Source organism: Methanolobus sp. ZRKC5 (genome assembly GCF_038446525.1).
In the GTDB taxonomy this organism is placed as follows: Archaea; Halobacteriota; Methanosarcinia; order Methanosarcinales; family Methanosarcinaceae; genus Methanolobus.
Genome location: NZ_CP151792.1, coordinates 2912180 through 2936008 on the forward strand (window position 1 = coordinate 2912180; position 23829 = coordinate 2936008).

The window sequence follows — 23829 nt, forward strand, 5'->3', positions numbered from 1 at the left end:
CTTATATTTTTAACTGTGGTGAACCTACAAGTTCAGTAGTTCTCTAATTTCATCACCTTTGCCTTTTCCTTTAATTGATCTACCTTAAACACTGCACAACTAACTGAATCCTTAGCTTTCTTCTAAGCCATTCTCCAACAAACAGGATAAATCTATCAAATCTGAATTTGTCCTCATCAATTATCTGAGGGCCTTGTTTTACAATCGTAAAATGCTTTTTCTGAAGATGGAGCCAAATGTTTCTAAGCATAAATGATATCAATGCGAAAGTGTGACAAGAAGTTACAATATGAATTGCTTAACAGCTATTCCTTCCATTCGGGATAATCCTACTGTGGGATGCATAGAATGGTAACATCATTGTGTTAAGCTCACAGGACAATGTGGAAAGCAAGGAATTCCAATCCTTGACTATCTGCTAGGATAAGGAAACTATGAAGAGTATAATGCAAATCATCGTAAGGGTCGTTATGATTGATAAGCGAAATGGAATGATACGCTTAGACCAAAAGGTATGGAATCAGGCCATAATGGTTTTTTGCACATTATGGAGAATGGACACAGATTCCCGGCCTATAGATGGCTTCTAAGGTTTCCGTGATTATTCATATTATAGAACTTGGTAAGTCCCATGTGCTCCTGTAAAAAAAAAAAAAAGGTAGTTAATTCGTGAGAATGAACAATAGCACAGGGGATAAAGGAAACGGTAGAAAGCAAATGGCAGTCTGTAATGGAGTGCATAGAGGTTCAAAATTTGCCTTGTCCCGAAAGGGAGCAGACTTACCGTAGGTGTTCTATTACATGAAAGGAGGCAAACTTATGAATGCAAGATACTCGACTACACCATCAGGTGAGAGGCTTGCAGACAATTCAATCCCATTCAAGTGGGAGGACATCGACTGGAAAACAGTCGAAGGGAACGTTAATGAGCTGCAAGCCCGAATTGTAAAAGCGGTTAGACAAAAGAAGTGGCATTTAGTTAAACGACTACAATACCTGCTTACCAATTCTTTTCATGCCAAATTATTGGCAGTAAAGAAAGTAACACAGAACAAAGGTAAAAGAACAGCTGGAATCGATGGAGAAAAATGGACAACATCCAAATCTAAGATGAAAGCCGTTCTAGAACTGTCTGGTAAGAGCTACAAAGCTAAACCATTGAGAAGAATCTATATTGAGAAACAAGGAAAGAAGAAAAAACGACCATTAAGCATTCCTACAATGTACGATAGAGCAATGCAGGCATTATATGCTTTTGCTTTAAGCCCAATAGCAGAAACCACAGCAGACAGAACATCATTTGGATTCCGTAAATATCGAAGTTCAAAAGATGCAGAAGCTCAATTGTTCGCATGTCTGAGTAAAAGAAACTCTGCTCAATGGATTTTGGAAGGCGACATAAAAGGATGCTTTGATCATATAAATCACGAATGGCTCTTGAACAATATTCCTATGGACCGGTCAATACTAAAGCAATTCCTTAAAGCTGGTTTTGTGTATAATAGACATCTGAATCCCACCAAAGCAGGTACTGCTCAAGGTGGAATAATATCTCCAGTACTGGCAAACATCACATTGGACGGTATGAAAAATGCAATAGCATGCAAATATCATACAAACAGGAAGGGAACTATTAACAAAAAAAGTTATAATTCCCATAAAGTCAATTTTGTGAGATACGCAGATGACTTTATCGTCACTGCTGATTCAGAGGAAGTGGCTAAAGATATTGCTGAGGTTATCAGACTATTCTTGAAAGATAGGGGTTTAGAACTATCTCGTGAGAAAACTCTTGTTTCACACATAGACGATGGATTTGACTTCTTGGGATGGAATTTCCGGAAATATAATGGTAAACTTCTAACCAAGCCCTCGAACAAATCTATTGAGAATATCACAAAAAGCATTAGCAACGTGATTAAGAAAGGTAAAGCTCGGTCTCAGAGTTCTCTCATTAAGGAACTCAACCCTATTATCACTGGATGGAGCGAATATCACCGTTCAGTTGTCTCTAAAAATACGTTCAGTAAGCTTGATTCCAGATTATGGGATATGCTATGGACGTGGGCTAAAAGGCGGCATCCAGATAAATCACACCACTGGATAGTAGATAGATATTGGCATAGGGTAGGGTCAAGGAAATGGGTATTCTCCACAGAAGGGCTTAAACTCAAATCTTTTGCACATACAAAGATTGTAAGACATCCACGCATAAAAATGGATAAGAACCCATATGTAGACAAAGAATACTTTAAATGGAGAATAAGCTATCTGAGAAAACAGAAACTAGTGGCGTCGAAGCAAAATATCATGGAAAGTCTAACAACTGCCTGATACTTAAAGGGTTATAGAATGCTTGAGCCGTATGAAGAGAAATTTTCACGTACGGTTCTTAGAAGAGGGAGGGCGAGTAATCGCTCTTTCTTATTCGACAGGTATTGGAATCAACTGAAAGAAGTCAAATTCAAGCTACTTGTGCATAACCTTGACAGGTATGTCAAGGTTATACTTGTTGTCAAAATGAGGATTTCTACAGAGCCGAAAGAAGGAAAATGGATAAATTAAATCGACGAAATAACGAAATTAATGCAATATATTTATCTCTCAAATACCCAACTAAATTAATTTTTGCCCTTACCCAGTACCTTGGTCGAAAAATCCTATGTTTGAGGGATCTATTTTTCGTCAGTTTCTCCTTCTTTTTTGGTGGCGGCCCATAACGAAATACTTTTCTAACCTCTTTGTGTAGTATCAGATGAGATAGGTTCGACTGAACCTTGTAGATAAGGAACGAATGTGACTGGTATATTGGTGCGTTGGAGTGAGTGAAGTTGAGTCTGTAGTATAATTGCCTGGTTGAAATAGACGTAATAAGTATTGGATTAAAACGAAACGTGTGAGATAATATTTTAAATATAATATTAAACTAATATTTGATTTTGAGGAAACACTCTTTAAATGGTTTGCTATTGTGGCACATGGTAACAAGGATAAAATATAAAACAAGGCAGCCGTAAATTATATTTGTACATGTATATTTAATAGTGAGTACATAAATTAATAATTTAGACTGAATTTTAATGAATTTGTGACCATACTATTAAATTATATGCACATAATTGAGATTTTCATGACATAACAGTTTAAACGATGTACACACAGTCCTCTCATTAGATTGTGATGGGGCATATTCAAAAACGTCGGATACTTGTAGGAACAATTTGTTTAATCTTGCTCCTGTTTACCATTCATACAACAGTAGCCAATAGCAATGATATTTCCACTGATATCGTATCCAGTTACAAATTACTTCCTGAAGAAGGGATTGTGAAAGTTTCCAAAGATATCACATTTTTTAATAACAACACTGATACAAAATACTGGAGAGGCTACTACTCCAACTACAATTATTATCTGCCGGAAGGGGCAATGAATATAAAAGCCCGCGACAATGAAAATCCAATTGTTTTCAAGATATCTCCTGACGGTTATTATGTGTTCAATTTCAACCAGAAGGTCTGGTATGAGGAAAATTACACATTCAATATAGATTATGAACTTGAGATAAACAGGAATACGGCTGTTTTTTCCTTAAACGAATATGGAGACAACATAGAGGTCACACTTGAAGTGCCATCGGATTTTGATACGCAAATAGGTAGAGATGATTACAAAATAGAAGATAAAAAATATTCAAGTGTGTATATATTCGAGAAAGGGCAAAAATGGGACAAGTCCTGCATTGTCAATTCCGTAAGAGTATCGCCACGTCTGACATTAAAAGATACAGCTCATCTTACAGAAAGAGATGTGGATGTAGAAGTCAGATATTGGGAAGGCGAAGAGGAGTGGGCACAGGACATCATGCAAACAACCGTTGAGAGTTTAACGTTGCTTGAAGACAAATGGGGAATTGCATATCCTGCAAAATACAACGTCACGATCACACAGGCAAATCTAACTGAAACCGGCGGATATGGCGGATATAACCAGGGAAGGAACGGAATATGGTTATTATATACTTCCAACCATGGAATACTCATACATGAACTTGCACATTACTGGACACGCGCTTGCAACTTTGACCAATTGTGGATGGATGAAGGTTATGCAGACCTGTATTCGTATTTGATCCTAAGTGAAATAGAACCAGAAGAAGCTGTCTCAAGACGTAATAGATTCCTTGACAAATACAATAATCTGAAATATCAATATGATTACCCATTATCCGATTGGGATACACCTGAAAGTATCGATGGTTCTACGGAAGAATATGTAGATTTCGGATACAAAAAAGCATTTTCCCTTACCCTTACATTATATGAAACAACAGGCATTGACACATTGCAGGAAATGAACCAACTATTTGTAAATTACGGAGACGATATTGATAACTTGGATTATCTTAAAATCGTTGATTCAGTTTCAAATCAGGATACAAGCTTTATTAAAACTTTTATCTATGCCTAAAATACACCTAGTCTGCATCAATATGTTTTCGTAACTATTCAGCCTGATAAAAACGCTATCAATAACAATCTTGACAAAAAGTTGAAACGTAAATTTCATTAGGATCATTTATTTTGATTGTTGCTATTGATTGCTTTTTTGATTGTTAGATTGTTAGTGAGCAGACATCTCTATTTCGATGAAATCAGTACCAATAGGCAAATCGTGCCAGGCTGAATAGTTACATGTTTTCAAATGATTAAAATAGAATACTTTTATAAAATATACTTCTGGCGAATATATTTATAACTTAACGAAGCATAAAGGAAATGAGTAGTGTAGAAGACCATGCACTATTGTGACTTTAAAAAATCACATGCCGTTTATTCACTTATGGGGTAAGTGGGAAATGAATGGGTATTTTAAAAACAATGAAAACACTATGGAAAATTTAGTTGACGTACTTGATGATATATTAAATCAGGTATCAATTGAAGAATTATTGAAGATACTTGTAGACAGGATACCATCTTTATTTTCAGAATCTGGAAACGTATCCGCTAAAGTGTCCTGGCTGGATAAGCATTGCCAGTCCCAATCCTTCGTTGAATCTGGTGTTCTTCTTACCAGTGACATCATGATACACGGAAAAAAAGAAGGTTTTATTGAAATCATAATCGCAGGCAAGAATACAGAAGTCGAAAATAATGCATACCATATCCCTGATTATGAAAAATTGCTACACCTTATCTCCAGAATGATTTCTATCTTTTTTGAAAAAAGGAAAGAAATTACGAAACTAGAAAAAATGGAAAAAAAGGTGAGGAACTATTACGACAAACTTGAAGATTATATATTTGTAGTTGATTTGAATGGAAATATACTTGATTTCAACAAATGTTTCGAAAACTGCACAGGATATACTGCCAAAGAACTCCTTCAAACGAACATTAAGGACATACTCACCCAATGCACTGGTGACTTTGGAGAATCCTCTCTGATAAAAGATGCTGTCACGCAGGGAATCTCGACATTTGAGTTTGAGCATAGATGCAAGAATGGAGATTGCGTACCTTTGAGCATCACCTGCAAACCACTTGAAAATGATGAAGATAACACCTTTATCTGTGTTGGAAAAAATATATCAGATACAAAAAAGGCTGAGTATGAACTGCAGGAATCTGAAAGAAAGTATTCAACTATCGTCGAAAAAAGTAATGATGGGATTATTATCGTTCAGGAAGGAGCAATCAGGTTTGCAAATTCAAGAATGTTAGATATTACCGGATATGCATATGAAGAGATCATTGATGAAAATTACCTGAAACTTATTCCTATAAGTGAACATAAAAATTTTAGTGAGTGGCTCCACCAATATAACAGCAAAGTGGATAATAAAATAATATCCCATATCAACCTGCTTACAAAAAACAACGAAGAGATACCTGTTGAGATCACCAGCTCGGAAATTAATTATGAAGGGAAAGAAGCAAAACTTCTTATTATAAGGGATATCAGCAAAAGGAAAAATATCGAAGTACTTCTTAAAAATGAAAGGGATAAAATTGAGAATTATCTGGATGTTGCCGGTTCTATAATAGGAATAGTTGGCACAGATACAAATATCATGTTTGTTAACAAAAAAGGAGCAGAAGTTCTTGGTTACGATAAAGATGAGATTATAGGCAAGAACTGGTTTGATAATTTCCTTCCTGAAAGCGTAAGGGAAATGACCCGGGATAATTTTATTAAAGTAATTAACGGTGAAATCGATCCACCTCAATATTTCGAAAATTTGGTTCTTACAAAAAATGGTGAAGAGAGACTAATATTCTGGCACGATGTACCCTTTGAAGACGAAAATGGTCAGCGTATTGGAGTGATCAGTTCAGGAGAAGATATTACCGAGAGCAGAAAAATGGAAGCAATGCTCATAGAATCGAAAAAGAATCTTCAAACAATATTTGACCATATTGATGATCTGATATCTATTCATGAACCCCATGGAAAATTTATAGATGTCAACAGGGCTGTACTCTCTTCCACCGGATATACAAAGGATGAAATGCTTGAAATGCGTCCAAAAGACATGGTATGGGTGGGAATGAAACCTCTTATGGATGGATATACCGAACGCATATTAAGAGAAAAAAATGTTATTTTTGAGATATATAACGTTCACAAGGACGGAACCTTACTGCCTCATGAAGTAAATTCGAGGCTAATTGAATACAAAGGGGAAAAGGCAATAATCTCAGTCGCAAGAGACATAACTGAGAGGAAGAAAGCTGAAGAGAGGCTTAAAAGATATGCAGGCGAACTCAAGCAGTCAAACGAACTAAAAGATCTTTTCACAGACATCATCAGACATGATCTCCTAACGCCTGCCAGTGTTGTCAAGGGTTATACAGAAGAATTAATCCTTAGCATTACTGATGAGGAATCACTCAAACTTGCAGAAAAAGTAAGGGAGAATAACAACAGACTCATCGAGCTTCTTGAAACTGCTACTAAACTGGCTAAACTACAAAATAAAGAAGACATTACTTTTGAAAATATGGATATTCTTCCTGTTTTCAAAATGGTATTGGACAGTTTCAAAGCCCAGATAGAAATGAAAGAGCATGAAATTATCTTTACAGGAAACGGACCTTACCCGTCAATGGTCAATACGGTTATTGAAGAGGTTTTTGCAAACCTCCTTTCCAATGCTATTAAGTACAGTCCTCCAAAAAGTGCGATAGAAATAGCTTTTACCGATGAAGAGGACATGTGGAAGATAAGTGTTGCTGACTTTGGAATTGGCATTCCCAATCAAGATAAACCGCTTCTTTTCACCCGTTTCCACCGCGCTGACAAAAAAGGAATAAAGGGAACAGGACTTGGCCTTGCTATAGTTAAAAGGATAATAGAACTACATAGTGGCAAATATGGAGTGGAAGATAATCCAAAAGGAAAAGGCAGTGTTTTCTGGGTAATGTTGAAGAAAGGATAACATTATAATAATGAATCTTTACGGCATGAAAACTCGGCGATTATAGGATCGATCTTTGTCATAATCATTCTTTAATTCTCCCGAATCCTCACAAAGCTTGTTTCCCTGGTAAGTTATAGTAGCACTTTGAAACGACATTCTTTATCTCCGGCAAGAATTGTTTTCTCCATTAAAACATTTACATCCCTGCCCAGACCAATTTTAAATTTCTTTGTAACTATTCAGCCTGACTGTTTTAATGATGCAAAAAACAATATACTATGGCTTCATTCTATGTGTTAAAAAATATTCAGTAAAATATCATAAAAAACGTCTATCAATCTGAGGGGATTTGTATAGACCGCGAAGAAATACTTGCAGTTTATGAAGCTGGTCCAGAAGCAGTAGTAGAACTTGTAACTCGATTACTTGGGATAATTGAACATCAATCTCTCCAAATTGCACAACTTGAAGAGCGTGTCAGGCATTTGGAAGAAATGCTTGAAAAGAATAGTCGCAACAGTAGCAAACCACCTTCTACTGATTCTTATGCACGGAATAAACCAACCGTTAAAAGTCAAAGAAAAAAGACCAATAAGCATGTAGGTGGTCAAAACGGTCATCCTGGTACTACATTAAGAATAAATGATGATCCGGATGAAGTTATTGTTCATCCTGTTAATCAATGCGTCAATTGTGGGAGATCGTTAGCTTCTGTTCCCTCTGACTATGAAAGAAGACAGGTCTTTGACATTCCTCCTATAACTATCAATTGCATTGAACATCGTTGCGAGATTAAAACATGTCCCAAATGTTCTCATGTAAACAAAGCTCTTTTTCCAGATGGTGTAACTCAGCCGACTCAATACGGTCATCGAGTTAAGTCATTTGCAGTTTATTTGCACACTTACCAATTACTTCCTTATCAGCGTGTTACCAAGTTGTTCTCTGATATTTTGGGATGCAAGATAAGTCCTGCTACTTTGGTGAACACGGAACGTAGTTGTTTTGAGAAGCTTGGAGCTTTTGAAAATACAGTGAAACATCTCCTGAAAGAATCTCCTGTCATCAATCTGGATGAAACAGGAATGAGAATAAATGCAGTTCGTAATTGGCTTCATGTGGCAGGTACAGACAAACTGACCTATTATTTTGCACATCGCAAAAGGGGCTCAGAAGCAATGGATGCTATGGGCATATTACCAGGTTACACTGGTGTTGCAACACATGATTTTTGGAAACCGTACAACAAATATGAATGTCAACATTCATTATGTAATGCACATTTATTACGAGAGTTAACTGGAGCTTCCGAAAACAGGGATCAACAGTGGCCAAAGATAATGAGTGATCTCTTGATATGCATTAAACATCATGTTGATAATGATCTTTTAGATACTGAGCTAATTCAAAGGTTCAGTGAGGATTATGATCACATAACTTGTTTAGGAGTGAATGAAAATCCTCCTGATCCGGAATCAAATGTGCGGTCTAAAAAACGAGGACGTAAGAAGCAGACCACGGTAAAGAATTTGCTGGATAGGTTTATTGGCCATAAAGAGGATATCTTACGATTTATGTACGACCAAAACGTTCCGTTTGATAACAATCAGGCTGAAAGAGATATCAGAATGACGAAAGTACAGCAGAAGATATCAGGTACTTTCCGCAGTGAACAGGGTGCAAAAAATTTCTGCCGTATAAGAGGATACGTGTCTACTGTTAATAAGAATTCTGAATCTGTTATCGATGCAATTAGTGCAATATTTTATGGCAATTCATTTGTTCCAAAGTTGCAGAATTGATCGTGGATGAAGAAATCAGCTTGGTGGAAGTGAGCTAGGCTGAATAGTTACCATCGAAATAGAGATGTCTGCTCACTAACAATCTAACAATCAAAAAAGCAATCAATAGCAACAATCAAAATAAATGATTCTAATGAAATTTACGTTTCAACTTTTTGTCAAGATTGTTATTGATAGCGTTTTTATCAGGCTGAATAGTTACTTTCGATGAAATCAGTACCAATAGGCAAATCGTGCCAGGCTGAATAGTTACATATCTTTTATGTCAACAAGGCTGCCTGTTCCCATCTTGGATATTCAGAGAAAGAGCTCTTGAACATGAGGGTGATGGATATTGATCATGCTTTCACGGATGAATTATGGGATGAGCATTGGAATAAACTGAAGCAGAGAAAAAAAGTCATTTTCCAGTCCATTAATATCTCCAAAGAAGGAAAAGTCTGTCCTGTAGAAGTCACAGCTAACTATATGAATTACGAAGGAAAGGAATACAATTGTGCCTTCATAAAGGACATATCCGAACGCAAAATGAGCGAAAAAACTCTGGACGAAGAGGTTCAATGGCGTCGCAGCCTCATGGACCAATCGAGAGATGGGATTGTAATTCTTGGTATAGATGGTGAAGTATTCGAAGCAAACCCTGCCTATGCCCAAATGCTTGGTTACTCTCAGGAGGAAATACAGACATTACATGTATGGGATTGGGATAGTTACTATACAAAAGAACAACTGCTGGAAATGATTCAGAGAAATGATAGTAAAGGAATTCATTTAGAGACACGACAGCGTCGTAAGGATGCTAGCTTCATTGATGTAGAGATCAATTCAAATGCTGTCACATTTAATGACAGAAAATTGATTATTTGTATATGCAGAGACATAACTGAACATAAACAAGATGAAGAGGAGTTACTTAGAGCTAAATTGACTGCAGAGGAAGCCAGCATGATCAAGAATGAATTCCTTGCCACAATGAGCCACGAGTTGAGGACTCCATTAAATTCAATAATTGGTTTTTCAGATATTCTACTTGATGAATCTTTCGGAAAATTGAACAAATTACAATCTGAGTACATTTATTATATTTTAAAGAGTGGTAAGCATCTTCTAGCTATAATCAATGATATTCTTGACCTATCAAAAGTTGAAGCCGGAAAAATGGAACTCTATTACGAACAATTCCAGGCCTCACTTATCATTGATGAAATTAAGATGATGCTAGCTCCGCTTGCAATTAAGAAAAATGTCCATATGGGTGTGAAAATCAATTCCGATATTGGTACGATCACTGCAGATAAAACCAAATTAAAACAGATACTCTATAACCTTGCGAGTAATGCAATTAAGTTTACACCTGAAAATGGTTTTGTGACTATTGAAGCAAAGAATTCGGGCAATTTTATCCATTTCACCATACAGGATACAGGAATAGGAATTGACAAAAAAGATATGGATAAACTGTTCCAGCCGTTCAAACAACTGAAAACATGTATAAATCGCGAATACGAAGGAACCGGACTTGGCCTTGCCATTGCTAAAAAATTCATCGAAATGCATGGTGGAAATATCCGGGTTATGAGTGTAGTTGGAGAGGGCAGTAGTTTTATTTTTATGATACCTGTTGAACCAATGGACAAAAAAGATAGTAATTTTTATCAGCTAACATAAAGGTAATTGTTTTGATTAAACATGGAGCTTACCCGATATTGCATTTGTAAAGAAGTTTACAGAAATTCATGATGGGAATGAGCTGGTCAAGAGGATACGCGATATAACCAACCTGTTGGAGACATACAAAGTGACACCTCTATTGCCGGGAATGAAAGTGAACAAAAATCCGCTGATCAAACCAAAAGCACTCCCGGATTTAGTGTTGGATTGATTGCAACAATTGTGTCGTTTACAGCTTTGGTTTTGAGGAAAAGGAATTGAAGTTTCAATTCCCTGTTCTTTATTTCAAGCTTTTAAGAGCAGTTGCGTAGCATTTTATGATCAGCCATAAACGCATAAAACAACCGCTTTTATGCTTAATACCGTTTCCTGAAGAACACAAAGAACGCCATGAAGATGGAAATTGGTGTTAATATGTGGCCCAATGGTGCTGATGGCTCAGTTTCTTCTTCAAAGGGTTCAAGGGTAGCATCTTCCGGAAGGTAAAGTTCGGTTTCAGGGTGGAAGGCATACCATGCAAACCAGAAATCTCGCTCCTTCACTATTTCCTCACCAGTATCCATGTTTGTGATGGTAACAATTCCGGCTTCATCTCTTTTGATCATGATATTCATGCCGGCAACAGTATCTTCTATTTCACCCATTTCAATAAGATCATCTTCACGGTAAGCTTTGAAAATGGCATTCACCTCTACACCAAATATCACTGTTTTGGGGTGCACACTCCTGTCTATATCCTCAACCGGGAAGAATACGAAAGTGTTCTCGTAATAATTTCCATAGGGATCATTTCCATAGGGCCTGTCAAATCCTGTATCCTGGCTCAATACCTCTGAGTCCGGATGCACTGCTTTCCATCCCCTCCAGGGCACGGTATCTATGGAAATGGAAATGAGCTCCATCCCTGTAAGTTCTCCCACGATGGCCTGTCCTCCTATTTGGGTCCAGTAGGAGTTTGTTTTCCTGTCATACATCACAAGATTTGAATTGTAGAGTTTTCCGGATGTGCCAAACTCTACTGTTTCCCCATTTATCGTACGTTTGTATGCTATCCCCGAACCACAAAGAGGACAGTAGCTTATGAGGATCGGCTCACCTTGAATATCTTCATTGACAATCTCATGCCAGGTCATTATCTGTAGAGGATATACTCTCTTTGTGCCGTTATATATGAGTCCCAGAACCAGTTCATTATCAGCTATCCACTGGTCTGCTTCCTCAACTGTGACAAATTTAGGATCATCTATGGATGGTATACCGTCCATTGGTGGTCCTCCTGAAACTATATCTTCGGGATCAACTATGTATCTTACACCCATTTCCGTGAGCATTATGCCCTGTTCTTTTTCCATCTCTGTAAGCTCAGGCAGCTTTTCTAAAAGATCTTCTTCCTGTGCAGACCCGCTTATAGCAAACATGCAGACCACTAACAAAAAAACTGCAATTATACGTAGGATTCTCATATTATTATCTCCTGTACCCTGAACACGAATATAAGATAATATAACGAAATTACCAACATGAATAAACCTGCAAAAAGATTGATCTTCCTTTTATACTGAACAAGGAAACTTATAATCTTCATGCTTTTTGTCAGTGAAAGCAATGAGAAAACTATCAGAGGGAAACTTATCCCCAGTCCAAATGCAATGAAATTGAGCATATTCCCCACAAAGTCTATCGTTGTCAGGGTTTTGGCAAAAAGGGCAGCAATAAACCCGGGATTGCAGGGAACTACTACAGCCCCAAAGAAGAAGCCATAAAGAAAAGCAGTTATCAGAGGATTTCTTCCATCTGAAACGTTTTTCTGCGGAAAGAATTTGCCCAGATCATAATCCATTATCAGCAGTATGCTGAGAACAAAGAGTATTCCAAATGCTATAGGTGATACTATCCCCACAACCTTTGTCAGGGAAACCTGAAGTATTGTTGTGAAAATAAGTCCCAGCAAGGTCATAAAAACAATTACACCAGCACTGATGAGAATTCCAAAAAACACTGGAAGCTTTCTGTTCTCTTCATTTCCTGACATCTGGTCGGAAAGATATGCAAGAAATGCAGGGTACAGTGGCAGTACGCAGATTGCTGTAAGCGGAGTTAGTAAACCCAGGAAAAAAGAAGTGAAAAGATTAGCAAAGAAGCTTATCATTTCAACACCCTTGGTCTAGCTCTTCCTGCAAGTCCTCCGGTGATTTCACACCTCTTGCCATGAGTCTTGCAGACTGGTCCTCACATATCAGCACTACAGGAGCACTGGGAGCCACTACAACCTGTGGACCTAACTCATCTATCATGGAACGTGTCATTTCAGGCGGAGCAATGGCAAAGTACCAATCAAAACCATTATTTTCAAAATACTCCCTCACCTGCTCTTCATCTTCATTCGGATCGGTGTCTAGGGAAATATGTACCACATTATTACTGGTATTACCCTCAGTTAACCGGAAAGTTTGAACCTCTTTTTGTTGCTTCAAACAGGTAGGACACCAGACAGCAAAACTCTCAAGCATCACAGGACTCCCTTTAAAATCACTGATCCTGAAAGTCTCACCAGTTGCTATATCCGTAAGTTCCGTGTCCCGCCAATCAACTAAGGTATCTTCTGTAGTCTGTTCAACGCATCCCACAACCAATATTACTGAAATTATGAAAGAAAAAACAAAAATATTCTTTAAAATATGCATGTATGACCCCCATTAAATCTAGGATGCGATTTCAAATAAAGATTGTGTTGTCAAATTTTCAAAATGTTATTACTGCAATTTATACTCATCAACAAAAGCAATATTGGATTATTACTGAGCAAGTGGCATTTCCATAGCCTTGTTTATATAATACTGCATATATTAGTTAAGTGATACTATTTGCCTTATTGTTCAAAGTATAACATATCTAGTTGCAAAAAGAGGTGACGAATTGCCCACCCATAGTAATAATTATAAAAAATTAATATCAACAGTAGCATTGATAACATTGATCGTAAGCTTTTTTGCGGTCGTTGGTTTTGGACACAACCTTGTTTATTCTACAGATAAGATGTTGGAAACATCAATCGATTCCGCCAGGCTTGAAGCACAGAGCTCCGCAGAACAGGTTTCATTAAACCTGATGGTTCTTTCAGATGTATCCCAATCAATTGCTTCTGATCTGAGTTCCGGGGAATTGAAAGAAGAACAGGTAGAAGAAAGACTCTATGAAGCTATCGATTCCGAATCAGATATCTTTGGAGTGGGCGTAGCATACGAAAAAGATGCAGCCCTAATATATGGAAACGATTCACTATCAAAACATCCCTATGCTCCAACATATTCCAGAAAAAATGGTGAACCACAATTTATCCAATTAGCCTACGATTATACTGTTATACCCGATGAAACTGGTGAAGGTCAAAATACAGAATGGTATCATCGAGCTTTAGCCCAGGGTAGCGGATGGAATGAGCCATATTTTGAATTACAGAGTGACAAGTTCATTCTTGAATATTCAATTCCTTTTACATCTGAATATGCCGATCAGAAAAAAATAGACCCTGCAGGAGTTGTCTATGCAAGTTATTCCCTTGAAGAATTGAGGAATACTATAAGTTCACTGGAACTGGGAAAAACAGGATACGGGTTTATAGTCTCAAAGGACGGAGATGTCATATCCCATCCCATAAAAAATTATGTCTGCAATAATATTGTCAATATTTCAAAAACTGATGATGTGTTCAGACAGATAACCAGCGATATAGCCCCAGGCAGTATCAATACTGTTTATGAAGTTGAAAGTGGAAATAAGCTATGGGTATTCTATGAAGAGATTCCCTCAACAGATTGGGTCCTTGGTATCGTCCTAAAAGATGAAGAAGTCCTGTATCAAATGAATCAGGATCAATATTATCAGAAGATATATTTTTCATTGGCAATTACAGCATTTTTAGTATCCATTTTCATTCTGAGTTTTATAAGAAATCCAATCAGCACACGCTCCTTGTGGAAAATTGCGATAATATTCTCCATCCTATGTTTTATTGAGACAGGTTTCATTTGGAATCTTGCCCTGAACAACACGGTTTCTGAAAATATAGATGACATTATCATCTATGACAAAACCAGCCTTGACAGTTCTTTGGAGAAAATATACCTCACCGAACTGGACAACATGGATGAGGATTACGCTGATTCAATAATCAAGATCCCAACTGGAATATTCATCCAATCTCTTGAATTCTCAACGGGAAGTAATGTGATAGTTACTGGTTATGTCTGGCAGAAGCATACAGAAGGTGTTAACGATGATTACGTTTCGGGAGTTATTTTTCCAGAGTCGGACCATACTGTAATCAATAAAACCTATGAAAAGGATGATGTTACAGGATGGCATTTCAGAACAACACTGCGTGAACAATTTGATTATATAACTTATCCTTTTGATATGGAAACTGTCTGGATCAGATTATGGAGTGACAGTTTTGAAAGCAACGTAATCCTGGTTCCGGACTTGGAGTCATATGACCTGATAGTTCCGGAAGCAAAACCTGGCATTGAAAAGGACTTTGTCCTTGAGGGCTGGGAAGCTGAGAAAAGTTATTTTTCTTATAGGATTAACGAATATGATACAAATTTTGGAATCGACGGCTACAAGCATCAGGGAAACCCAGATCTCTATTTCAATATAGAGCTGAAAAGGGATATTGTGATGCCGTTCATCACATACATGGTTCCTTTACTATTAATAGCGCTATTGATATTTATTGCCCTCTTCACAGAAGTGAAAGCAGATTCTGATCCCTCGGAGATACTAAAATACAGCGCTTCATTGATGCTAGTATTGATGGTAGCACATGTTTCTCTACGAGACAACCTTACAGCTTCCGGTATTATTTACCTTGAGTACTTCTATATCATCATGTATTTGGTGGTGCTGGGTGTTTCTTTAAATGCTCTCCTATTTGCATCAGACAAACAAATACCTGTGATAGATTATAAGGACAATATCTTTGCAAAACTGATCTACTGGCCTGCCGTTATGACATTGGTCCTGTTAGTGACAATTAGAACATTTTGCTAAGTCAACATGTGAGAACAGGACCAGTGTATAACCACTGCTCCTTTCTGTTTTTATTCTAATAAAAAAAAACTGTAACAGATTTACTTTAGTGATCGTATAAAGATATCAGACTTTGGTCCGGACAACGCAAAGGAATACTAAAACCAAAAATACTGTAGTTACCATACTCACTTCTGACCCAAACTTTGCCTCCGTGAAGTTCAACTAATTCTTTTACAAGCGAAAGACCCAACCCAGTCCCCCTATATCCTTTGTTGGAAGAAAGGTCAACTTGTGAAAATGGTTTGAATAATTTATCAATATCCTGTTCTTTTATTCCTATACCATTATCTTCAACTTCAAATTGCATCATATCTTCAACTATTACACACCGTATAGTTATGTTTCCACCATCATTGACAAACTTAATCGCATTCCCCACAAGATTGTACAGTATTTGTTTCAATTTACCTGCATCAACTTCCAGCGTGGACACATCTGATCCTATATTGGTGTGGATAGATATATTTCTTGGATTAGTGGATGGTTTCATACTTTCAACTATATCACTAATAGTGGAAGTAACTAACATGATGTCATATTGAAGATCCATTTTTCCGGCTTCTGCCTTTGATAGATCCAGTAAGTCATTGATAAGATCCAGCAGGTGATGGCCACTTTTAGATATGTTCTGAGCATACCGTCTTTGCGGTTCACTTAACTTTTCAGATTCATCATCTGTAAGAATATCAGAAAATCCTATAATAGAATTAAGAGGTGTTCGAATCTCGTGACTCATGCTTGCCAAGAATTTGCTCTTGGCGTTGTTTGAAGCCACAGCAAGTTCTTTTGCCACCTTGAGATCCCTGTCCATTCTTTTTCTTTCTGTCAGGTCAATCTCCATAGAAAATATATCCAGCTGATTCTCGGCTATCGGGACTGTAGAATAACTGGAAAATACAGGGATCTTGGTGCCATCTTTAGCCAGGAAAGTTGTTTCAAACGCATTGGTATAATTGTTTTCATTCTGTGTAGAAGCTATTATCTCTTCAAACTCATCTTTACTTTCAGCCGAAACTATTAATTCAGTCATTTTTTTCCCAACGGCTTCCTTTTTAGAGTAACCATACATTTTTTCACTTGCAAGATTCCAATAATTTACTGTACTATCAGGAGCAAAACCCTGAACAGCAACATCAGGTACATTATCAATAAAATTCTGGAATTTCATTTCGTACAAGTTGAGTTTGGTTTCCTGATCCTGCACGGTTCTTGAAAGAGCTACTTGTCTGCTAAGAACCATATGTATTATATTTGCAGTCAGAAGGATCAGGATAAATGTGAGAGCCTTGATGAAGGTCACATCCCCCGGAACAAGACCGTTGGCAAGAACATTCTCAAGCCAGTTAGCAATATAGAGCCAGGCACGATAAAGTACCAGAACAAATATCAAAAGAGTAGTGACTGTAACCGAGTACGGTCTTTTGAACCATTCTTTGATCCGAAACGGATCCATATCCCTCTGATCACTTTTAATATTGTGCCTCCTTTACCTGAAATCCAATATTTCTGAAACAGCAACAACTGACATAAATATGCAGAATGGTTTATCGCCCCATAACTATATTAGATAAGAAAGTATTGTATAAAAAAAGTGCTATATATATATAGATATAAGTTCATGACTACACTCCTCTAAGGACTAAAATCAGCACATTATCCCCCCAATAAAACGAGAAAACATCATGCTTGATATAGATTCATTTTCTAGATACTTGAATATTTTCCTGTTCCTTGTACTAGTTAATTCACTCTTATCAAGATTTGCACTGATCAATTCCCCAATATCACCTGCACCGGGAGTTTCCAGCATGTATTTTGCTGTTGCATTCATGATAATATTTGCCCTATGGTATGGAATATGGGGTGCTTTTTCTGCATATCTTGGATGCATGATAGGAGCTGGTATCCTTGCAGATATGCCTTTTTCGGTGAATGTGATATGGTCACTTGCTGACCTGTGGCAGGTACTCATACCTCTGGCTGCTTTTGCATATTTCAAAGTGAACATCAGAATGCGAACAAAAAAAGATATTGCTGTTTTTGTCATTTTTGCCTGCCTGCTAAACAATCTGGTTGGCGCTCTATGGGGCGCATTTATGCTGGCATTCAATGGCATTATCCAATGGACAGAGTTTTTTGTGACATTTGAAGGATGGTTTATAGGTAATTTGGTAACTACCCTGATAATCGTACCTTTGTTACTCCGATTTGTAACCCCATATGTCCAACAAACGAAGTCTTATGTACGCGGATACTGGATTTGAATTCCCATAATCCATATATTACTGCAAAATGCCTGCAATTTTAAACATTTCTAAGACATCATGCAGTCAACATATACTATAAATATTAGTACTATAATAATAAAAATATAAATTCAGCAGGACATACCATGTCTTCAAAAAACAATAATCCTTATGCTTTTAACCTTGAAACGGATTCAATGGACCTTTGGGAAGATGGTATCATTGTATTATCACCAGATGAAACCATTTCTTATACAAATAAAAGCTGGAAAGACTTTGTACACAATAATGATCTTAATTCCTTTAAACGCACTGATAAAGCTAATTATCTTCCATTTTTAGATGAAATTACAGCTGAAAGACCGGATAATGCAATTAATCCAGCAACAGGAATAAGAGATATCATTAATGGCAAAATGAATATATTCAAGCTCGAATATCCCCTCCAGGCTCCTGATGGAAAACACTGGTATTTGATAAAAGTTCAGCCACTTTCTATAAATTATCCCACTGCTGTCATTTTGCAACATATCGATATAAGTAAAAGAAAAAATGTAGAATTCGATCTGCTTGAATCTAAAAAACAGATTCGTAACGTCCTTAATAACACACAACTTGTCGAGATAATGCTAGACCCAAAGGGAAATATCATTTACTGCAATGATTTTTTACTTGAACTAACCGGATGGGATAAAGAACATGTGTTTAACAAAAACTGGTTTGACATGTTCCTACCTTCAGAGATTGTCCCTGAGATCAAGGCAGTTTTTTCAAAGACCATCAAAGAAGGCAGTCTGCCTTCATATAACAAGAATGAAATTGTTACAAAAGACGGAATCGAAAGAGCAATTGTCTGGAACAATACTGTCATTAAGGACATAGAGGGCAAGATCAGAAGTATAGTTTGCATTGGTGAAGACATAACAGATCATCAACTTACAGAGAAGTCACTGCTTAATAGCAGAGGACAATTACGCACATTAGTAAATACAATTCCAGATCTGGTCTGGCTAAAAGATGTTAATGGTACTTACCTGAGATGTAATACTAAATTCGAGCGCTTCTTTGGCGCAAAGGAAGAAGAAATTGCCGGGAAGACGGACTATGACTTTGTGGACAAAGAACTGGCAGACCTTTTCACACAGAAAGACAAAGAAGCAATGCAAGCAGGTAAACCCTCCATAAATGAAGAGGAAATCACTTATGCTGATGATGGGCACAAGGAATATCTTGAAACTATCAAATGTCCGATGTATAATTCGAATGGACAATTGATAGGAATACTGGGTGTTGGTAGGGATATAACTCAGCGCAAGTATGCAGATGAAGAATTGAAAAGAAGAGAATTGCAACTACAGACAGCACAGGAAATTGGGCGCTTTGGAAGTTGGGAGTTTGATTTCACTTCAGGGAAGATGGATATTTCAGAGGAAGCCGCCAAGATATATGGTCTGGTAAGTAAACATTGCACTATCAGAGAAATACAAGAAATAGCTTTACCGGAATACCGACCGATCTTGGATAAAGCACTAAAAGCTCTACTGGAAAAAAAATTGCCATATGATGTACAGTTCAGGATTAACAGGCAAAATGATGATGATATTCGGGATATACATTCAGTGGCAGAATTCTTCGCTGAACGAAATGTAGTTATTGGAACGATCCAGGATATTACCGAACGAAAACAAGCAGAGGAAAAACTGCGCGAAAACGATGCTCTTCTGAATGAAGTTGGCAGTATTGCAAAGGTTGGTGGTTGGGAGTTTTATGTACCATCCGGCGAGGGTACATGGACATCCGAAGTTGCAAGAATCCATGAAGTAGATCCCAATGATCCTACAAGTATTGATCTTGGGTTGAGCTTTTATCTTCCCGGCTCAAGAGAGCTTGTTGAAAAAGCTGTCCAGAATGCTGTGGAAAAGGCTGAACCATATGATCTTGAATTGGAATTAATCTCGGCGAAAGGAAAGCATAAATGGATTCGGACAATTGGTCATCCTATAATAAAAAATGATAAAGTTGTAAAAGTAGTTGGTTCATTTCAGGACATTACAGAACGTAAGCAGACTGAACTGAAAATGGCTGAAGAAGCCATTAGAAGACGTATCTTTATTGAGCAATCCAGCGATGGGATAGTTGTCCTTGACCAAAATTGCAAGGTTTACGAGGTGAACCAGAAATATGCGGATATGCTTGGTTATTCACATGAGGAAGCTCTTCAGTTACACCTTTGGGATTGGGACACTCAATGGACACGTGACGACTTAATTGAAATGTTCAATAATGTTGATAACACAGGTGACCATTTTGAAACGCTCCACCGTCGCAAGGACGGCACTTTCATTGATGTTGAAGTTAGTTCAAATGGAGCTATGTTTGGGGAGCAGAAACTGGTTTTTTGCGTGTGCAGAGATATTACCGAAAGAAAACATGCTGAAGATACACTACTACATGCTAAAATAATAGCTGAAGCAGCTAACAGAACAAAATCAGAATTCCTTGCTAATATGAGCCATGAACTACGTACACCACTTAATTCAATTTACGGTTTTTCACAATTATTGAACGAGAAAATTCCAGGTGAATTGAACGAGAAACAAAACAATTATGTATCCAATGTTCTCAAAAGCAGTAAACATCTAATAGAGCTTATTAACGATATTCTTGACCTTTCAAAGGTTGAAGCCGGGAAGATGGAACTTGAATGTGAATATTTTAAAATCGCAAACATACTAGATGAAATTGTGACATCCATGCAACCGATTGCAAGAAAGAAATACATCACCATCAGAACTATAATTGAAATTGATGACATGGAAATATATGCTGATAAGAAGAAAATAAAAGATGTTATGTACAATCTACTGTCCAATGCTGTCAAATTTACATCGGAAAATGGAAAAATCCATGTCAATGCAAGTTGTCACGATGATAAATTACAGATTTTCGTTGCAGATGATGGCATTGGTATTTCAAAAGATGAAATACAAGAAATATTCAAACCCTTTAAACAGGTTGATAGCTTCTTAACTCGCGAATTCGAAGGAACTGGCCTGGGTCTTGCAATTACAAAGAAATATGTGGAAATGCACGGAGGCAATATCTATGTTGAAAGCAAACCTAAGCAGGGCAGTACTTTTACTTTTATGATACCTGTTGAAATGAAAGGTCAGATTATGCAAACATCAAGACAAAACACACTAAAATCATTCTAATGAAATCGCCACCAAGTGTTTATATTTAATCTGATCTTGCAAATTATTTAATTCATACAGTACTTAAGAGGAGGGATTAAACCCTCCTTCTCAAAGATACGAATACTGCACCAAACATGCATATAATTGCAAGCAGAACCTCAAATCCCGGCACACTGGAATCCGAACCTTTTTCTTCTATTCCAGACTGAGATTGGACCGCAGCATTGGACCTTATCTGTTCTGCCATTTCTTTGAGTTCAGCTTCATCCTTGAGCATCTCATAGAAGCCATGCCACTGGACAAAATCCGGACCTAACATGAATGCACCCATTCTTGCACGCCTGCCCTCATGATGCCATACCTCATATATTTTGAATTCTATGGGCTCATCAAAGTTCTGCTTGGTCAATAATCCATCTTCTCTAAGTTGGTCAACTATCAATTTTGAATCTGTATATTTCTGGTTGTATAATGCGACAGTATTGTCTGCATTTACGTAGTAGTTTCTGATCCAGTCATCTGAGTGGCACTGGGCACACACTGAATACATCCTTTCACGCTTTTCCTGCCATGTAAAACCATCACTTATGGGAGTTACAAATACGTTTGCCGTGTTGTCAGTACGTCTGGATATCGGTGGTTCAAGTTCCCATGAAAGACGTAAACTTACATCGTGCGTAGGTTCCAGCTCATCCGTCCCAGACATGTGACATACAGTACAGGTCGGCGTCCTGTAGTCCTCTCCTGCTACCCATTCATCAGAACTCCAGTTCCATTGATCTCCTTCAGTATTATAGATGCTTCCGTGCTTTGATTCAGAGAATATCTCGGTCTGAGGATGATCCGGTCCAAGTTTGAAGCGCAAGAGCTAGAAATACAATCAATGTCCACACTGATAAGTATGCAATCTTCATGTTCCACCCCATGTTTACAATAATTCTGTAAAATTATATGATTGTCTCCCCTATAAAATAATAGACTGAGCTTTGATAAAAAGGTCTGCTGGGTAAAGAAATAACGTAGCAACTATCCAAGAGCGTTATCTCGATGATTCAAAGCATGAAGAATTCTCAGTACACATATCCAGACAATCCCTTTTAACGCCCATTTCTTTTAATGATTCTTCCATGTTATATATCTCATCCATATTCTCGGCTAAGATTATAACAGCAAAATCACCGGACGATGGTAATGTATCACAACTAAAAGGAAATACAGAATTTAATTTTTTGCCGTCATAAAGTACTGGTTCAATACGTTCAGTGAGCTCAAGAAATGAACATGCTGCGGTCTTTATCTTTATCAATTTCCAGTATGGAATGGAGGGGATAAATTCTTCAATGTTATCTACGATCATGCCCGCATAAGAGGAAATATTAAAACGAGCGTTATTTTCAACAGGAAATATACCATCATCAGATACAATATAATCAATGCCGACTACACCCCGATACCCGAATTCAGCCATATTATTGACAATTTTTGCAGATGATTTTGCAATGTAATTTAAAATGTCTGGTGAGGGATTTTCTCCTTTGAGTGTACCAATGTGTACCATGCCTCTTTCGCATATTTGATCCCGCATCCCAAGAGAGTTTATATTACCATCTCTGCTGATTGCCCACTGATCATTCGGAGAAGACGAGACATTCAGAAAAGGCTCAATGATAACATGTTTTTCGCCGCTAATTGCAATTTCGTGATATATTTCAGAAATATCAGTGCCTTTGGTTTTATATAACGACATACCAGTTTCACCCAGAGTACCGCGAATAATAACAGTTTCGCAGGTTGACAGATATCCGTTAATAATGTTTTTCATATCTATACAATTTGCATTGTCTTCAGGATGCATTTCAAATAAACTGCCTTCAACGACAGACACGCCTAATTCTTGACATACAGTCTTGAAAGCTGACTTATCATTATATTTTAATGTTGCAGTTTCAGTTGCTCCGAAAAGATCAGCTCCAAGGGCTTTTGCAGCTTCAGTTTCCATATGCCCTGAAAACCATGGCACATATACAGGTTTTTTTCCTATCTGCCTGATAATTTTTTTAACTGTTTCCGGATCATTAACAATAAGTTCCGAGAGAGTCATCTCTCTTGAATGAACATTATATTCAACAATATGATCCGACCCAAGACCATGAGAGCGAAGCCATTTATGGTACTCAAAATCCAGCTTTCCACGTAGAACTACCAGATCATCCCGGCGTGCTACCGGAAGCGCTCTGTCACATTTTGAATTGACAGATACATCACGGTTTGGGAACTGAGAGAAAGAATCAGCCCCGTAAATTATTAACTCATTGTCATTGTTTGAGATACATTTCCTTAGCGGTTGGTAATCGTACATATACTGCACCTCCTTTTTTCAATTATGTTCAATT

15 protein-coding genes are annotated in these 23829 nt (G+C 37.4%); 9 read left to right on the forward strand and 6 right to left on the reverse strand.

The genetic code is table 11. The annotated features are described in order from the left end of the window. The first annotated feature begins 801 nt into the window (after positions 1-801). The 6 genes from ltrA to WN948_RS14195 all read left to right on the forward strand — a co-directional run bounded on the left by ltrA (position 802) and on the right by WN948_RS14195 (position 10896). A complete protein-coding gene (ltrA, locus tag WN948_RS14170; protein WP_342304721.1) occupies positions 802-2334 on the forward strand; it encodes a group II intron reverse transcriptase/maturase in 1533 nt (510 codons plus the stop codon). An 18-nt stretch (positions 2335-2352) separates the two neighbouring features. Further along, entirely contained in the window at positions 2353-2565 is a 213-nt protein-coding gene (locus WN948_RS14175) for a hypothetical protein (RefSeq protein ID WP_342306544.1), read from the forward strand. A gap of 666 nt (positions 2566-3231) precedes the next feature. Further along, positions 3232-4470, forward strand: coding sequence for a M1 family aminopeptidase (locus tag WN948_RS14180; RefSeq protein ID WP_342304824.1), 1239 nt, complete (start codon positions 3232-3234; stop codon positions 4468-4470). Between the two features lie 421 nt (positions 4471-4891). Beyond that, a complete protein-coding gene (locus tag WN948_RS14185; RefSeq protein ID WP_342304825.1) occupies positions 4892-7444 on the forward strand; it encodes a PAS domain-containing sensor histidine kinase in 2553 nt (850 codons plus the stop codon). Between the two features lie 329 nt (positions 7445-7773). After that, positions 7774-9228, forward strand: a complete 1455-nt coding sequence (locus WN948_RS14190; protein WP_342306454.1) for an IS66 family transposase — start codon at positions 7774-7776, stop codon at positions 9226-9228. Between the two features lie 255 nt (positions 9229-9483). After that, a complete protein-coding gene (locus WN948_RS14195) occupies positions 9484-10896 on the forward strand; it encodes a PAS domain S-box protein (protein WP_342306496.1) in 1413 nt (470 codons plus the stop codon). A 359-nt stretch (positions 10897-11255) separates the two neighbouring features. Here the strand turns inward: WN948_RS14195 and WN948_RS14200 are convergent, their stop codons facing one another. Genes WN948_RS14200 through WN948_RS14210 form a run of 3 tightly spaced genes read right to left on the reverse strand, consistent with a single transcriptional unit; the run spans position 11256 to position 13583 of the window. After that, positions 11256-12362 (reverse strand): DUF3179 domain-containing protein, encoded by a 1107-nt coding sequence (locus tag WN948_RS14200; RefSeq protein WP_342304826.1) that lies wholly within the window; start codon positions 12360-12362, stop codon positions 11256-11258. Then, positions 12359-13048 (reverse strand): cytochrome c biogenesis protein CcdA, encoded by a 690-nt coding sequence (locus WN948_RS14205; protein ID WP_342304827.1) that lies wholly within the window; start codon positions 13046-13048, stop codon positions 12359-12361. Before WN948_RS14205 ends, WN948_RS14200 begins: the two co-directional genes overlap by 4 nt. A 1-nt stretch (position 13049) precedes the next feature. After that, positions 13050-13583 carry a redoxin family protein gene (locus WN948_RS14210; RefSeq protein ID WP_342304828.1) on the reverse strand — a complete coding sequence of 178 codons (534 nt, stop codon included), beginning with the start codon at positions 13581-13583 and terminating at the stop codon, positions 13050-13052. 280 nt (positions 13584-13863) lie between these two features. On the opposite strand from WN948_RS14210, the gene WN948_RS14215 reads away from it, so the two are divergent. After that, entirely contained in the window at positions 13864-15951 is a 2088-nt protein-coding gene (locus WN948_RS14215) for a cache domain-containing protein (RefSeq protein WP_342304829.1), read from the forward strand. An 85-nt stretch (positions 15952-16036) separates the two neighbouring features. On the opposite strand, the gene WN948_RS14220 is transcribed toward WN948_RS14215, so the two are convergent. Further along, positions 16037-17446, reverse strand: coding sequence for an ATP-binding protein (locus WN948_RS14220; protein ID WP_342304830.1), 1410 nt, complete (start codon positions 17444-17446; stop codon positions 16037-16039). A gap of 229 nt (positions 17447-17675) precedes the next feature. Between WN948_RS14220 and WN948_RS14225 the strand changes: the two genes are divergently transcribed. Together WN948_RS14225 and WN948_RS14230 are read left to right on the forward strand one after the other, a co-directional pair. Next, complete coding sequence (locus WN948_RS14225) at positions 17676-18257, forward strand: MASE1 domain-containing protein (RefSeq protein WP_342304831.1); 582 nt, start codon at positions 17676-17678, stop codon at positions 18255-18257. A 128-nt stretch (positions 18258-18385) separates the two neighbouring features. Continuing rightward, positions 18386-21454, forward strand: a complete 3069-nt coding sequence (locus tag WN948_RS14230) for a PAS domain-containing sensor histidine kinase (RefSeq protein WP_342304832.1) — start codon at positions 18386-18388, stop codon at positions 21452-21454. A 76-nt stretch (positions 21455-21530) separates the two neighbouring features. Here WN948_RS14230 and WN948_RS14235 read toward each other — a convergent pair whose 3' ends face one another. Together WN948_RS14235 and WN948_RS14240 are read right to left on the reverse strand one after the other, a co-directional pair. After that, positions 21531-22301, reverse strand: coding sequence for a multiheme c-type cytochrome (locus tag WN948_RS14235; protein ID WP_342304834.1), 771 nt, complete (start codon positions 22299-22301; stop codon positions 21531-21533). Positions 22302-22475: 174 nt separating this feature from the next. After that, positions 22476-23795: a hypothetical protein gene (locus WN948_RS14240; RefSeq protein ID WP_342304836.1), complete on the reverse strand. Its 1320-nt coding sequence runs from the start codon at positions 23793-23795 to the stop codon at positions 22476-22478. Between the last annotated feature and the right edge of the window lie 34 nt (positions 23796-23829).

What these genes read in the sequence shown, in the direction of transcription:
- WN948_RS14220 (WP_342304830.1), bottom strand. Translation starts at nt 17,446, where the DNA reads ATGGATCCGTTTCGGATCAAAGAATGGTTCAAAAGACCGTACTCGGTT.
- WN948_RS14230 (WP_342304832.1), top strand. Translation starts at nt 18,386, where the DNA reads ATGTCTTCAAAAAACAATAATCCTTATGCTTTTAACCTTGAAACGGAT.
- WN948_RS14240 (WP_342304836.1), bottom strand. Translation starts at nt 23,795, where the DNA reads ATGTACGATTACCAACCGCTAAGGAAATGTATCTCAAACAATGACAAT.
- WN948_RS14225 (WP_342304831.1), top strand. Translation starts at nt 17,676, where the DNA reads ATGCTTGATATAGATTCATTTTCTAGATACTTGAATATTTTCCTGTTC.
- WN948_RS14205 (WP_342304827.1), bottom strand. Translation starts at nt 13,048, where the DNA reads ATGATAAGCTTCTTTGCTAATCTTTTCACTTCTTTTTTCCTGGGTTTA.
- WN948_RS14175 (WP_342306544.1), top strand. Translation starts at nt 2,353, where the DNA reads ATGCTTGAGCCGTATGAAGAGAAATTTTCACGTACGGTTCTTAGAAGA.
- ltrA (WP_342304721.1), top strand. Translation starts at nt 802, where the DNA reads ATGAAAGGAGGCAAACTTATGAATGCAAGATACTCGACTACACCATCA.
- WN948_RS14210 (WP_342304828.1), bottom strand. Translation starts at nt 13,583, where the DNA reads ATGCATATTTTAAAGAATATTTTTGTTTTTTCTTTCATAATTTCAGTA.
- WN948_RS14185 (WP_342304825.1), top strand. Translation starts at nt 4,892, where the DNA reads ATGGAAAATTTAGTTGACGTACTTGATGATATATTAAATCAGGTATCA.
- WN948_RS14200 (WP_342304826.1), bottom strand. Translation starts at nt 12,362, where the DNA reads ATGAGAATCCTACGTATAATTGCAGTTTTTTTGTTAGTGGTCTGCATG.